This is a genomic window from Streptomyces sp. NPDC001709, assembly GCF_053596375.1.
In genome coordinates this window covers 129,462-141,970 of record NZ_JBSFGB010000010.1, presented here as the reverse complement: position 1 = coordinate 141,970, position 12,509 = coordinate 129,462, and the positions used below count along the sequence as shown (strand labels likewise).

The 12,509-nt window shown below is 71.4% G+C and carries 14 protein-coding genes; 5 read left to right on the top strand and 9 right to left on the bottom strand.

What is annotated here, in order from left to right; all coding sequences use genetic code 11:
- The first annotated feature begins 55 nt into the window (after positions 1–55).
- Complete coding sequence (locus tag ACWC0C_RS17705; protein ID WP_449195662.1) at positions 56–688, top strand: TetR/AcrR family transcriptional regulator; 633 nt, start codon at positions 56–58, stop codon at positions 686–688.
- A gap of 53 nt (positions 689–741) precedes the next feature.
- Here the strand turns inward: ACWC0C_RS17705 and ACWC0C_RS17700 are convergent, their stop codons facing one another.
- Positions 742–1,698 carry an aromatase/cyclase gene (locus tag ACWC0C_RS17700; protein WP_450864771.1) on the bottom strand — a complete coding sequence of 319 codons (957 nt, stop codon included), beginning with the start codon at positions 1,696–1,698 and terminating at the stop codon, positions 742–744.
- 42 nt (positions 1,699–1,740) lie between these two features.
- Entirely contained in the window at positions 1,741–2,526 is a 786-nt protein-coding gene (fabG, locus tag ACWC0C_RS17695) for a 3-oxoacyl-ACP reductase FabG (protein WP_450864770.1), read from the bottom strand.
- Between the two features lie 184 nt (positions 2,527–2,710).
- Here fabG and ACWC0C_RS17690 point away from each other — a divergent pair, with 184 nt between their 5' ends.
- Entirely contained in the window at positions 2,711–3,622 is a 912-nt protein-coding gene (locus tag ACWC0C_RS17690; RefSeq protein ID WP_450864769.1) for an MBL fold metallo-hydrolase, read from the top strand.
- Between the two features lie 31 nt (positions 3,623–3,653).
- On the opposite strand, the gene ACWC0C_RS17685 is transcribed toward ACWC0C_RS17690, so the two are convergent.
- From ACWC0C_RS17685 to ACWC0C_RS17675, 3 genes are all read right to left on the bottom strand, one after another.
- The gene (locus ACWC0C_RS17685; RefSeq protein ID WP_449195658.1) at positions 3,654–3,917 is read right to left on the bottom strand and encodes an acyl carrier protein; all 264 of its coding nucleotides are present in this window, start codon (positions 3,915–3,917) and stop codon (positions 3,654–3,656) included.
- A gap of 87 nt (positions 3,918–4,004) precedes the next feature.
- A complete protein-coding gene (locus tag ACWC0C_RS17680) occupies positions 4,005–5,279 on the bottom strand; it encodes a ketosynthase chain-length factor (RefSeq protein ID WP_450864768.1) in 1,275 nt (424 codons plus the stop codon).
- Positions 5,276–6,541, bottom strand: a complete 1,266-nt coding sequence (locus ACWC0C_RS17675; protein WP_450864767.1) for a beta-ketoacyl-[acyl-carrier-protein] synthase family protein — start codon at positions 6,539–6,541, stop codon at positions 5,276–5,278. Before ACWC0C_RS17675 ends, ACWC0C_RS17680 begins: the two co-directional genes overlap by 4 nt.
- A gap of 298 nt (positions 6,542–6,839) precedes the next feature.
- Here ACWC0C_RS17675 and ACWC0C_RS17670 point away from each other — a divergent pair, with 298 nt between their 5' ends.
- A complete protein-coding gene (locus tag ACWC0C_RS17670) occupies positions 6,840–7,301 on the top strand; it encodes a nuclear transport factor 2 family protein (RefSeq protein ID WP_450864766.1) in 462 nt (153 codons plus the stop codon).
- A 17-nt stretch (positions 7,302–7,318) separates the two neighbouring features.
- Entirely contained in the window at positions 7,319–7,615 is a 297-nt protein-coding gene (locus ACWC0C_RS17665; RefSeq protein WP_450864765.1) for a hypothetical protein, read from the top strand.
- Positions 7,616–7,622: 7 nt separating this feature from the next.
- Here the strand turns inward: ACWC0C_RS17665 and ACWC0C_RS17660 are convergent, their stop codons facing one another.
- The 3 genes from ACWC0C_RS17660 to ACWC0C_RS17650 form a co-directional block, all read right to left on the bottom strand.
- On the bottom strand, positions 7,623–8,189 hold the full coding sequence (locus ACWC0C_RS17660; RefSeq protein WP_450864764.1) for a hypothetical protein: 567 nt from the start codon (positions 8,187–8,189) through the stop codon (positions 7,623–7,625).
- Between the two features lie 88 nt (positions 8,190–8,277).
- The gene (gene argB / locus ACWC0C_RS17655) at positions 8,278–9,186 is read right to left on the bottom strand and encodes an acetylglutamate kinase (RefSeq protein ID WP_449195652.1); all 909 of its coding nucleotides are present in this window, start codon (positions 9,184–9,186) and stop codon (positions 8,278–8,280) included.
- Positions 9,187–9,330: 144 nt separating this feature from the next.
- Complete coding sequence (locus ACWC0C_RS17650) at positions 9,331–10,683, bottom strand: lysine N(6)-hydroxylase/L-ornithine N(5)-oxygenase family protein (RefSeq protein ID WP_450864763.1); 1,353 nt, start codon at positions 10,681–10,683, stop codon at positions 9,331–9,333.
- A gap of 312 nt (positions 10,684–10,995) precedes the next feature.
- On the opposite strand from ACWC0C_RS17650, the gene ACWC0C_RS17645 reads away from it, so the two are divergent.
- Complete coding sequence (locus ACWC0C_RS17645; protein WP_449195650.1) at positions 10,996–11,640, top strand: FMN-binding negative transcriptional regulator; 645 nt, start codon at positions 10,996–10,998, stop codon at positions 11,638–11,640.
- 27 nt (positions 11,641–11,667) lie between these two features.
- Here the strand turns inward: ACWC0C_RS17645 and ACWC0C_RS17640 are convergent, their stop codons facing one another.
- Positions 11,668–12,357 carry an LmbU family transcriptional regulator gene (locus ACWC0C_RS17640; protein ID WP_450864762.1) on the bottom strand — a complete coding sequence of 230 codons (690 nt, stop codon included), beginning with the start codon at positions 12,355–12,357 and terminating at the stop codon, positions 11,668–11,670.
- Between the last annotated feature and the right edge of the window lie 152 nt (positions 12,358–12,509).

Here is a 12,509-nt window from a genome sequence, read left to right as displayed (position 1 = left end):
CGGATGAGCATCGGTGACTCCACTAATGCGGCAACTGTTGCATTAAGATGCTGCCATGGTTCCGTCCCGCTCTGCAACCCGATCACCCGGCCTCACCCGCCCGGGTGGCCGCACGGCCCGGATCCGCGGGCAGGTGCTCGACGCGGTCCGCGCCGAGCTGGTGGAACACGGATACGACGCCTTGACCGTGGACACGGTCGCGTCCCGCGCGGGCGTCCACCGCACCACCGTCTACCGGCGCTGGCGGGACGTCGGCGGCCTGCTCGCGGACGTGTTCGACGCCGCGGCCGACGACGACTGGCAGCCCCACGACACCGGCTCCCTGCTCGGCGACCTGGTGGCCCTGAACGAGGAACTCCAGGCGGCGCTGACCGAGCAGCCGTCGGCCACCGAGGCGCTGATCGCCGCGTCCTTCCGTTCCGAGGAGGCGGCCCGCGCCCTGCGACGCTTCTGGGAGGACCGGTACACGCGCTGTGAGCCCGTCGTACGGCGGGCCGTCGAGCGCGGCGAACTGCCCGCCGGCACCCACGCGCGGCGCCTGCTCCTCGCCGCCACCGCACCGCTGTACCACCAGCTCGTCCTGATGCACCTGCCTCCCGAACCAGGCCTGGCCCGGCACGCGGCCAGAAGCACCGTCCTGGCCGCGACCGCCGGCGCCTTCACCGATACCGGACCCGACGACGTCTGACCGCGGGCGCCCGCCGTACGGTCACCGCGCCGTGCGCGACGCCCGTCGCACGGTCACCGTGCCGCGAGTGACGTCTCCGCGTGCCGCTTGGCGAGGTTGAGCGTGGCGGTGGAGTTGCGGCCGAGGGCCTCGCGGACGTAGCGGCGGGCCTGGTCGATGGTGGCGTCCTCGCCGAGGACGGACGGGATGGCCTCCTCGCGGAGGATGACGCTGTGCTGCGAGGTGACGGTGACGCCCGTGTCGTCGGGCACGACGGACCATCGGCCGGTGTGGGCCTCCATCAGTGCCGGAGTGGCCGTCTGCTTGTAGACGATGCGGCCGGTGTCCGGGAAGCACACGCGGATGGACTCGGTGGTGTGGGTGGAGCCGTCGGCGGTGCGTGTGTCCATCGCCATGACCTGCACGCCGGGAGTGTCCTCGGTCAGGTCCAGGCGGGACACGTGCGGGACCAGCCGGGGCCAGTCGCCGACGCGATAGAGGAAGTCGTAGACCGGCTCGGCCGGGCCCTCGACCCGCACGCTGTCCTCGAAGGACAGGACCAGTCGGTCGAGCCGCGACCAGCGCTCGGCGAGGGCCTTCAGACGGCCGAGTTCGGCCCGGCTGTTGGTGTCCGTGGCCCGCTCGACCCACTCGACGTCCTCGGGCCGGTCCTCGCCCACCGTGAAGTCGTGCAGCAGGACCAGCCGGGACGCTTCCGCTCCGCGGTCCTCGACGATCCAGGTGCCGCCCATGCCGGTGAGCGGAGCGGCCGAGACCTCCTGGCGGAAGTCGACGCGCCGCGCGGCCGCGTCCAGCCGGCGGCGTGAGGTCCACGACTTGACCTCGCCGTTGGCGGTCGCCCACATGCGCAGCCGCTCGTGCGTGCCGTCGAACTCCAGCCGCTCCACGTACACGTTCGGCGGGAAGAGCAGCGGCCACTGCGCCGTGTCCGCGATCAACTCGTAGACGACCGCCGCGGGCGCCGCGATCTCCACGTCGTGCGAGGTGCGATGAACCTGCTCGGCCGACACCTTCACTGTCCCTTCTCTGATCCCTGGGTTCAGGATGCGCGTTCAGAAGTTGCCGAGGCCGCCGCAGACGTTGAGGGCCTGCGCGGTGATGGAGGCGGCGGTCTCGGAGGCGAGGTAGCCGACCAGGCCGGCGACCTCCTCCGGCGTGGAGTAGCGGCCGAGCGGGATCTTGGCCTCGAACTGCTCCTGGATCTGCTCCTCGGTGGTGTCCCAGGCGGCGGCGTATCCCTGGCGGACGCGCTGCGCCATGGGCGTCTCGACGTAGCCGGGGCACACGGCGTTGACGGTGACACCGGCCGGAGCGAGTTCCTTGCCGAGGGCCTTGGTGAAGCCGACGACACCGTGCTTGGAGGCGCTGTACGGAGCGCCGAGCACGACGCCCTGCTTGCCCGCGGTGGAGGCGATGTTGATGATCCGGCCGCCGGCGGCGCCGGCCAGGCCGCCGTTCTTCAGGGCCTCGCGGGTGACCAGGAAGACGCTGTTGAGGTTGGTGTCGATGACGTCGTACCAGAGGTCGTCGGAGAGGTCGGCCGTCGGGCCGCCGCCGCTGCGGCCCGCGTTGTTGACCAGGACAGTGATGGGGCCGAAGGCCTGGACGGCCGCGGCGACCAGCCGGGCGACCGAGTCGCGGGAGCGGACGTCCGCGGCGATGCCGTCGGCCTCGATGCCCTCCTCGCGCAGGTCGTGGACCGTCTGCTTGACCTCCGTCTCGCCCCGCGCACACAGGAAGACACGGTGGCCGGTACGGCCCAGCTGCCGGGCGACAGCCAGCCCGATACCGCTCGTCGCGCCCGTCACCAGCGCGACGGGCTTCGTCGTTGTCGTCATCGGATTCCTTCCACAAACGCCGTGATGACGTCGACCGTCTCCCGCGTTGCTCGAGGTCGGTCGGAAGGCCGCTCAACCGGCCCGGCGGGCCCATCCGCCCATCGGGCTTGAGGCAGGTTCCAACCGGGTGCGACCGGTGCCGTGCAGGCTGGCGCGCGGCCCGAATGACCGAAACGGAGACGCCATGACCCCCTGTCCGGGAACGCTGACCGAGGTCGCCGACGGGGTGTACGCGTTCGTGCAGCCCGACGGCGGCTGGTGCCTGAGCAATGCGGGCCTGGTCGTCGGAGACGGAGGCGGTGGTGTGCTCGTCGACACGGCGGCCACCGAGGCCCGGGCGCGGCGGCTGCGCGAGGAGGTGCTGCGCCGTACGGCCACGCCTCCGCGCACCCTGGTCAACACCCACTTCCACGGCGATCACACCTTCGGCAACCACCTCTTCCCGGAGGCCGTGGTCGTCGCGCACGAGCGGACACGCTCCGACATGGCGGCCGCGGGACTGCATCTGACGTCGCTGTGGCCGGACGTGTGTTGGGGCGACATCGATCTCACGCTGCCGGAGGTGACCTTCCGCGACGCGCTCACGCTGCACGCAGGTGATGTGCGCGTGGAACTGCTGCACCTCGGTCCGGCCGCGCACACGACCAACGACACCGCGGTGTGGCTGCCCGGGCAACGCGTGCTGTTCACCGGTGACCTGGTGATGTCCGGTGTCACGCCGTTCTGTGTCATGGGTTCCGTCAGCGGTTCCCTGGACGCACTGGAGCGCATGCGCCGGCTGGACCCGCTGGTGGTCGTGCCCGGCCACGGTCCCGTCGGCGGCCCTGAGGTGATCGACGCCAACGAGGCGTACTTCCACTGGCTGCGCGACCTGGCACGGCGAGGCGTCGCCGAAGGCGTGTCCCCGCTCGAACTGGCTCGCGCGAACGGTCCCGGTGCCTTCGCCGGCCTGCTGGACGCCGAGCGTCTGGTGCCGAACCTGCACCGGGCCTACGCGGAGGAGCACGGCGCGGCGCCGGGCGCGCCGCTGGACATTCCGGCGCTGTTCGCGGAGATGACGGAGTACAACGGCGGACTGCCGGCCTGCCGCGCGTAGCCCGGGGCGTTCGGGATGTGCATCTCTCCTGTCAGACCGGGGTGCGCTCGGACAGCGCCCGGTTGACCAGTTCGAGGTACTTGCGCGGCGTCTCCGCCTCGTCGATGGCTTCCTCGTCCAGGAGCACGTCGAAGTCCCGCTCGATGTGGCCGGTCGTCTGGAGCAACGCCAGCGAGTCGTAGCCGAGTTCGGCGAACGGGACGTCCAGGATGTTGCCGTCCAGGTCGACGCCCTCCTCCTCGCCGGCGCACTCGCGCAGCAGGTCGGTCAGATCGGTGAGTTCGAGCCGGTTCACGGCATACCTCTTTCTTGGGCTTTCTTTCGGTCCGGACGAAGGCGCATGTCGGCTGCGCCTGGTGCGAGAGGGCGGTGGCGCGGGCTGTCAGGCGCGGACCACGGCCGCGGCGTTGAAACCACCGCGCCCGCGCGCCAGTACCAGCGCGGTCCGCAGTGCGACGCCACGGCGCGGCGCACCGGTCACGAGATCCAGCGCGCAGTCGCCGGCCGGGTCGCGCGTGCCGGTCGTCGGCGGAATCACCTGGTCCCGCAGCGACAGAAGGGCCGCGGCCAGGTCCAGCGAGGCGCCTCCGGCGGCGAGCCGGCCCGTCATCGTCTTCGGTACGGTCACCGGAACGCCGCGCTCTCCGAACAGCTCGCCGATCGCCTGTGCCTCGGCCCGGTCGGCCGCTCGTTCACCGGCGCCGTCGGCGAAGACCACGTCGACCTGGTCGGGCCGCACGCCCGCGTCCGCCAGGGCCAGTTCGGCCGCGGCGCCGAGCCGCGAACCTCCGCCGGCCTGCGGCGCCGGATCGAAGGTGGAGGCGTATCCGGCGACCGTCCCGTACTCCCGGGCGCCACGTGCGCTCGCCGCGTCGGCGTCCTCCAGGACCAGCAGGGCGCCGCCCTCGCCGGGCACGTAGCCGTTCGCGTCCGCCGAGAACGGCAGGAAGGCGCGGTCCGGATCGTCGCTGACGCTGATGCGTCCCTCTGCCAGGTGTGCGGCCCAGGCCCACGGGCACAGCGCCGAGTCGACCGCGCCCGTCACCACGAGCGAGGCGCCCCTGCGCAGTTGACGGCGCGCCTGGCCCACGGCGTCCAGGCCGCCCGCCTGCTCGGTCACCAGCACACCGCTGGCACCGCGCATCCCGTGCCGGATGGAGAGCTGGCCGGTGTTCACCGCGTAGAACCAGGCGAAGGACTGGTAGGCGCTCACATGCTGGCTGCCCTTGCTCCACAGCGCCTGCAGCTCGCGCTGGCCGTACTCGAAGCCGCCCGCGGAACTCGCGGTGACCACGCCCGCCGAGAAATCGGGCAGTCCGGCCGGGTCGACACCGGCGTCCTTCAGGGCCTCTTCGGCGGCCGCCAGCGACAGCCGCGTGACCTGGTCGGTCTGTGCCATCAGCCGGCTCGGCACATGGTCCTCGGCGACGAACCCGGGCACCTCGCCGGCCAGTTGGGCCGGATAGCCGGAGGCGTCGAAGCGGGTCAGGCGGCGGATGCCGCTCTCGCCGCGAAGCACCGCCGCCCACCAGGCCTCGGTGCCCAGCCCGTTCGGCGCGGCGACACCGATGCCGGTGACCACGGCGCGGGTGCGGGTGGCCGCAAACGGGGTGGAGGCCGGTGCGGTGGTGCGGTCGAGAAGGGGTGTGCCGGTCATGCGTTCACTCCCAGGTGCGGGCGGGTCAAGACCATGGCGCTCTGGAACCCGCCGAAGCCGCTGCCCACGGTGAGGACCGTGTCGGTGACCTGCTCGCGGGCCACCAGCGGTGTGTAGTCCAGGTCGCAGGAAGGGTCGGGTTCGTGCAGATTGGCCGTCGGCGGCACGACGTCGTGCTCGATGGCCAGAGCGCTGGCGGCGATTTCGAGCGAGCCGATCGCGCCGAGCGAGTGGCCGATCATCGACTTGATGGAGCTGACCGGCACCTCGTGGGCCCGTGCGCCCAGGCTGCGCTTGAACGCGGTCGTCTCGTGCCGGTCGTTCTGCTTGGTGCCGGAGCCGTGCGCGTTGATGTAGTCGACGTCCGCGGGAGCGAGCCGGGCCTCGTCCAGAGCGGCGGTGATGGCCTCGGCCATCTCGCGGCCGTCCGACCGCAGTCCGGTCATGTGGTAGGCGTTGCTGCGGCTGGCGAAGCCGGCGATCTCGGCGTACACATGCGCACCGCGGCGGCGGGCGTGCTCCAGCTCCTCGACGACCAGGACGGCCGAGCCCTCACCGAGGACGAAGCCGTTGCGCGTCCGGTCGAAGGGCCGCGAGGCCGTCTCCGGCTCGTCGTTACGGGCCGTGGTGGCCTTGATGGCATCGAAGCAGGCGAGCGTGATGGGCGAGATCGGTGCCTCGGTGGCGCCGGTGACGACGACGTCCGCGCTGCCCTCGCGGATCAGCTCGACGGCGTGCCCGACGGAGTCCAGGCCCGAGGTGCAGCCCGTGGACACGAGCGCGACCGGCCCCTGGGCACCGACCGTGTGGGCGACCTCGGCGGCCAGTGAGCTCGGCACGAAGTAGTCGAACAGATGGCTGACGGCGCGCTCGTGGTCGACCAGCCAGTGGGCGCCGCTGTCGCTGACGGTCGCGTACTCGACGTCCAGGCCGGTGGTGCAGCCGACCGCGCTGCCGAGCGCGACGCCGGTGCGCAGCGGGTCGAGCTGTCCGTCCAGACCGCTGTCGGCCAGCGCCTCGCGGGCCGATACCACCGCGAACTGGGCGGCGCGGTCGAGCCGTTCGACATCGGCCGCGGTGAACCCGTGCGTCTCGGGCGCGAAGTCCACTTCCGCCGCGATACGCGAGCGGAACCGGGCCGGGTCGAACAGGGTGATACCACGGGTGGCCGTGCGGCCCGCGGTGAGCAGCGACCAGAACTCCTTGGTGCCCACACCGCCCGGCGCGACCACTCCGATACCGGTGATCACGACCCGTTTCATCGGCCGTCCCCCAAGTCGTCCTCCAGGTGTCCCGGCGGCGGCGCATTCGACACCCAGCCGGCAACACGACCACTACATCGACGCCCCGAGCCTCGCCGACGTACCTGGAGAACGGCTCGAACACGCCTTCCGCAGCGGCCACCGTGCCGTTCGCGCGGGCCTCAAGTCGGTGGGACCGCGGCACATCGGCGGGAGCGCTTGAGGAGTAATTGAAAGAGGCTCCATCCGTGCCGCAGAGACTGTTCGTGCGCCGAGTTCGGATTCCTCAACGGCACGGATGGAAGCGGAGGCTGAGGCCATGGCCGTCGAGCTGGTGGGTAGCGCCGAACACCCCGTCCGCAGCCTGGAGTTCGCCGCCCTGTACGCCGAGGTCCAGCAGTTCTACGCGCACCAGATGCGGATCCTGGACACACACGACACCGAACGCTGGGCGGACACCTTCACCGAGGACGCCATACTCGAACTGCCCACCCTGCCCGCGCCGGTGCGTGCCCGCGCCGGCCTCGCCCGCTATGTGCGCGCCGGCGCGGCCCGGCAGCGGCGCACCGGCGGCCGCCTCGACCACTGGGTCGGCATGCTCGACGTACGGCCCAGGACGGACGGCTCGCTGCACACCCGCTGCTCGGCCCTGGTGTACGTCACACCGAGCGAAGGCGGTCCGAGAGTCCTGTACGTGTGCGTCATGGAGGACGTCCTGGTCCGCAGCCACGGCGAGTGGCGCACCGCACACCGTCGCGTGACCCGCGACGACCTGGCCTGAGCGACGAGGAGACAGCCATGCCGGACACCGACCCGGAGAACTCGGACGAACTGGTGGCCGCCGCACTGAAGGCACACCGCGCGCTGTCGCGAGGGCTCGGCGAGAGCGTGCCGGTCACGGCGCTCGGGCCGGACGGCGCCCTGCGCGGGCTCGCCGCCTTCATCGCGGTGTACGCCGCCCAGCGGGACCAGCCGGACCAGCCGGACCAGCAGGACCAGCAGGACCGGCAGGACCGGCAGGACCGGCAGGACCGGCAGGACCGGCAGGACCGGCAGGACCGGCAGGATCACCGCGACCTGCGCGAGGCGGCCTGACCGAGGATCACGGCAGGCCGGTGAACGCGGCGTGGACGTCGCCGAGTTCACGGGTGTGCACGGTGAGCCACTCGGCGCTGACCGCCGCCGCGTCGAGAACCGCGAGCACGGCCCGTAAGGTCTCGACGCCGGCATCTCCGGCGATCCGGAGAGTCAGCGTCGCCGGATCACTCCACGCATCGCCGAGCCCCGGACTCCGCCCAGCGCCGAACGCGACGCCGGCCCGTTCGAGCGCGCTCGCATCGGCGAACCGCAGGCCGATGAGAGCGTCGGGCGGATCGCTGTGCGGCGTCCGGCAGAACTCGGAATCGCCGGACGCGGGATCGCGGGACTCGGGCCGGCCGCCCGGGCCGCAGGAGAGCGCAGCGCCGGTTGCGTACGTGCGGGTACGGCCGGTATCGGGGCCGGTGGTGCGGTCGGTGCCGGGTGGCGGGCCGTCGGGTTCGGACCGTGTGCTCAGCAGGACGAGCCGGGTCCTGGCCGTTGCGGTGGCGGGCGCCGGGGCGTGGCCGAGGGCCGGCGGGTGCGGCAGGTGGTCGGAGACCGGCGGTTGAGCCCAGGGCATGTCTGTCACGGACACTGCTCTCGCCTTCGTTCGCGTGTCGTGGTCCGGGTGCCGGGCGGGTGCGGGCCGGGAGCCCGGTGTCGTGGCCGGCCCTTGTTCACGGGAGGACCTCCGCCTCGTCCGGGTCCGGCACGATCACCGTGCCGGCCCTGTCGTCGCCGAACATCTCCAGCAGTACCGAGTGCGGAACCCGGCCGTCGATGACCCGGGCCGCGCCCACGCCGCCGCGCACGGCGCGCAGGCAGCCGGTCATCTTGGGAACCATGCCGTCGCTCAGCTCCGGCAGGAGCTTTTCCAGCTCGCCGGCCGTGAGCCGCCGGATGACCTCGTCGCTGTGCGGCCAGCCCGCGTACAGACCCGCGACGTCCGTCAGCATGACGAGCGCCTCGGCGCGCAGCGCCGTCGCGAGCGCCGCCGCCACGGTGTCGGCGTTGACGTTGTGGACCAGACCGTCCTCGGTGCTGCGCGCGAGCGGCGAGACCACCGGGATCCGGCCGTCGGCCAGCAGGTTGTCCAGCGCACCGGTGTTCACGCCGGTGATGTCGCCGACCCTGCCGATGTCCACCGGCTCGCCGTCGATCCACGGCACATGCCGTACCGCGGTGAGCGTGTCCGCGTCCTCGCCGGTCATGCCGACGGCGAGCGGCCCGAAGCGGTTGATCAGCCCGACCAGTTCGCGCTGCACCTGGCCGGCGAGGACCATCCGCACCACGTCCAGCGCGGCCGGCGAGGTGACTCTGAGCCCGGCCTTGAACTCGCGCTCCAGGCCGCGCCGCGCCAGCTCGGCGTCGATCTGCGGGCCTCCTCCGTGCACCACCACGGGCCGCAGCCCGGCGTAGCGCAGGAAGACGACGTCCCGGGCGAATGCCGCCGTGAGGTCTTCGTCGACCATGGCGTGACCGCCCAGCTTGATGACGACCGTCCGGCCCTGGTGGCGGGCCAACCACGGCACGGCCTCGCCGAGGAACCCGGCCTTGACCAGGTCCGGATGCGCAGTGACGGTCATGAGGACCTCGCACGCCGGAGAAGAGGGCCGCCGGCCGGGCGGTTGGCGCTCATAAGCACGACTCCTTCTGTGAGAACGCTCGGCTGTGGGGCGGGCCCCGGTGCTGCGGCCTCGGCACCGGGGCCCGTACCGCGGTGCGCTGCCTCAGGCGACCGAGGACGTCGCCCGCACGGTCCGGCTGCTGCCCAACTGCCGTTCGGTGCGCCGCAGTACGATCGAATCGGCGATCTCGCCGCTGCGTACCGCGATGTTCGACAGCAGTGACGACGTCAGTCCGTGGCTGTGCTCGGTGCCGCCCTGGAGATAGACGCCGCAGGTCAGTTCCGACGCGGTGACGAGGCGGTAGTCGCGTTCGACCCGGTGCCGGCCCGCCGCGTCGCGCAGGAAGTGCCGGTCGAAGTCGCCGAGCAGGCGAGCCGGATCCAGACCGTCGTAGCCGGTGGCGAACACCAGCGCGTCGACGGCCAGTTCCTCCGTCCGGTCGTCCAGCACCGAGCGCAGCACCACCCGCGTCCCGCTTCCGGCGCGTACCACCTCGGCGACCCTGGTGAGGTTGCGGAAGTGCAGCCGCCGGCTGCCGCGCACCTGCTCGTCGTACGACCGCTGGTACAGGTCCCGGATGACATCGGCGTCGACCACCGAGTAGTTGGTGTTGCGGTGGTAGTGCCAGAACGCGTCCCGGGCCCGCTCGGTGCCGAAGTAGTACTCGTCGACCGCGCCGGGATCGAACACCTGGTTGGCGAAGGGGGTGTCGTCGGCGATCGAGTAGCCGTAGGACGGGATGACCGCGTTGACCTGGGCGTGCGGCAGCGCGTCGTGGAGGAACCGGGTGATCTCCGCCGCGCTCTGGCCGGCGCCGACCACCGCCACGCTCCTGAGGTCGTCCGGCGCCTGCGCGTGGAACCGGGTCAGGAACTCCGAGCTGTGCCACACCCGTTCGTCGGACGTCACTCCGTCCGGCAGCCGCGGCACCAGGCCCGTCGAGACGACCACGTTGCGCGCGGCGACCACGTCGGTGGTGCCGTCGCTCCTGCGCACCTCGACCTCGACGAGGTCGGGCGCCCGGGAGCCTGCCTCGGTGCCGGGACGGACCGAAGTGACCTCGGCGCCGTAGGTGACCCGGTCGCCGAGGCCGGCGGCCGCCCACTCCAGGTACTGGTGGAACTCCTGCCGGGTCGGGAAGAAGTCCTGGTTGTTCACGAACTGCACCAGCCGGTTCGAGGCGTGCAGATACGAGATGAAGCTGAACCGGGACATCGGATTCCGGAATGTCGCCAGGTCCTTGAGGAACGAGATCTGCATGGTCGTCGACGGCAGCAGCATGTTCCGGTGCCAGCCGAACGTGGGTTGCCGCTCGAAGAAATGAGAGGTGACCGGGTGTTGCGGATCGCTCGCCCCGTGCTCCTCCAAGGCGATCGCGAGCGACAGGTTGGACGGGCCGAACCCGATACCGACCACGTCGTAGATCTCTTGGTTGCGCCTACCCGCTATGCCCATAAGAAATTCTCCTGCTTGCGTCTGGAAAACTCGGCCAGGTGGCCCGAGAGACCGTTCTGCAGTGTGCTTTGGAGCGTGCCTCGAAGACGACGGGAAGGCAACTGGAAGACGGCTTGAAGACCACTTGAGAGCTTCTGGAGGCGCGGTATTTCGGCGAGCGTTGTCCTGCCGACGGGACGGCGGTACGGTCGGCGCGGATTCTCAAGATTTCCGCGTGGCGCGGCCGATGGCGGATGTGTCCGGAGTAATGGGATCAGCCATGCCCTGAGCCAGAGCCATGCCCTGAGCCAATTGCCGAGAGGGTGAATCCGGATGTTCGTGCCCAGCTTTTACCGCGAACCGGACTGTTCGTGGATGGTGGATCTGATCCGTGGAAATCCATTGGCACTCGCCGTGGCCAACGGCAGCCCGGAGGACGGTCCGTTCGCCACTCATCTGCCGGTCATCTTCGACCCCGAGACGTCCGGCGACTGGTCCGGCGAGCTGCCGGGAGCCACGCTGCTCGGGCACATGAACCGGGCGAATCCGCACTGGGAGGCGATGCGGACGGGCAGCGTCCTGCTCCTGACGTTCACCGGCCCGCACTCCTATGTGTCACCCACGGTGTACGAGGTGACGCCGGCCGCTCCCACCTGGAACTTCACCGCGGTGCATGTCCGCGGTGTGGTGGAGAGGATCGAGTCGACGGAGGAGACGCTGGACGTGGTGCGGTCCACCGTGCGCGCCTTCGAAGGGGCGTTCGGCAACGGCTGGGACATGACCGAGTCGCTCGACTACTTCCGCAAGATCGTGCCCGGCGTGGGCGCCTTCCGGTTCACGGTGACCGGAGCCGAGGGCATGTTCAAACTGAGCCAGGAGCAACCGGGCGAGGTACGCGAGCGGGTCAAGGAGTCGTTCGGGCAGAGCGCGTGCGCGTATCAGCGCGCGACCGCCGGGCTGATGAACCGGCTGCCGTGAGCCGCCTGAGGCCTCGGCGCCGAGGCCTCAGGCGCTGATGGCGACCGGCCGGCTCCGCCCGGCGAGATCCCCGGGCCGCGCGTCCTCCTCGGCGCCGCCGCCCGCGGCCGGCGCGGCCAGGCCCGTGACGGACGTGAGCCCGGGGATCTCCGCGTGCTCCGCCGGCCGGCCGAGATCCTCCAGAGCGCTCGCCGCCGCGCTGTCCAGCGTCGTCATCACCCACTGCTCGAAGTCGACACCGAGCTGCTCCGCGGCCTTGTGCCACCACTGAAGACGGCTGCCGGGCAGCTCCAGGTGGCGGCTCGGCTCGGTCGGAGTGCGCGGCTGGTGCTCGCTCTGGCGCGCGGCGCGCAGGGCACCGCGCAGCTGCTTGGTCGTCCACTTGTGCTGCTCGGCGCGGTCGAGCCAGAGATCCTGCTGCTCGGCCGGCATGGAGGCCAGCTCGGCGTGGTGCTGGAAACTCAGCGCGGGCCTGCGGCGACTGAGTTCGAAACGCCGTGAGACCCAGGCGTAGTTGCGCAGCGTCTGGTACGAGAGACCGGCGGCGCGAATCCCGCGCTGGTAGCGGTCGGTGTAGTGGTCCTTGCCGTACACGAGCCAGTCGCCGAGCCACCAGGAGGACGAGTCGAGGACGTCGGCCAGCTGCCGTCCGGCCCGCTCCCACTCGTCGTAGCCTATGCCGGTCGGCATCTGCAGGCCGACCTTGGTCGTCAGCACCTGGCCCCGGCGCGGAGCGACTCCCGCGGGGCGCGGCCCGCGTGGCGGTGGCTGGGGGAGTGCGGTTGTCGGGGCGCCACGCGACCCCGTGGTTTGACCGGCCTGACGCGCCATCATGCCTCCATGAGAACGGTGCACGTAACCAGCGAGAA

Excerpts from the sequence above, each read along its gene's own strand:
- ACWC0C_RS17705 (WP_449195662.1), top strand. The coding sequence starts at position 56 with ATGGTTCCGTCCCGCTCTGCAACCCGATCACCCGGCCTCACCCGCCCG.
- ACWC0C_RS17680 (WP_450864768.1), bottom strand. The coding sequence starts at position 5,279 with ATGACCGGCACACCCCTTCTCGACCGCACCACCGCACCGGCCTCCACC.
- ACWC0C_RS17675 (WP_450864767.1), bottom strand. The coding sequence starts at position 6,541 with ATGAAACGGGTCGTGATCACCGGTATCGGAGTGGTCGCGCCGGGCGGT.
- ACWC0C_RS17690 (WP_450864769.1), top strand. The coding sequence starts at position 2,711 with ATGACCCCCTGTCCGGGAACGCTGACCGAGGTCGCCGACGGGGTGTAC.
- fabG (WP_450864770.1), bottom strand. The coding sequence starts at position 2,526 with ATGACGACAACGACGAAGCCCGTCGCGCTGGTGACGGGCGCGACGAGC.
- ACWC0C_RS17665 (WP_450864765.1), top strand. The coding sequence starts at position 7,319 with ATGCCGGACACCGACCCGGAGAACTCGGACGAACTGGTGGCCGCCGCA.
- argB (WP_449195652.1), bottom strand. The coding sequence starts at position 9,186 with ATGACCGTCACTGCGCATCCGGACCTGGTCAAGGCCGGGTTCCTCGGC.
- ACWC0C_RS17645 (WP_449195650.1), top strand. The coding sequence starts at position 10,996 with ATGTTCGTGCCCAGCTTTTACCGCGAACCGGACTGTTCGTGGATGGTG.
- ACWC0C_RS17670 (WP_450864766.1), top strand. The coding sequence starts at position 6,840 with ATGGCCGTCGAGCTGGTGGGTAGCGCCGAACACCCCGTCCGCAGCCTG.
- ACWC0C_RS17650 (WP_450864763.1), bottom strand. The coding sequence starts at position 10,683 with ATGGGCATAGCGGGTAGGCGCAACCAAGAGATCTACGACGTGGTCGGT.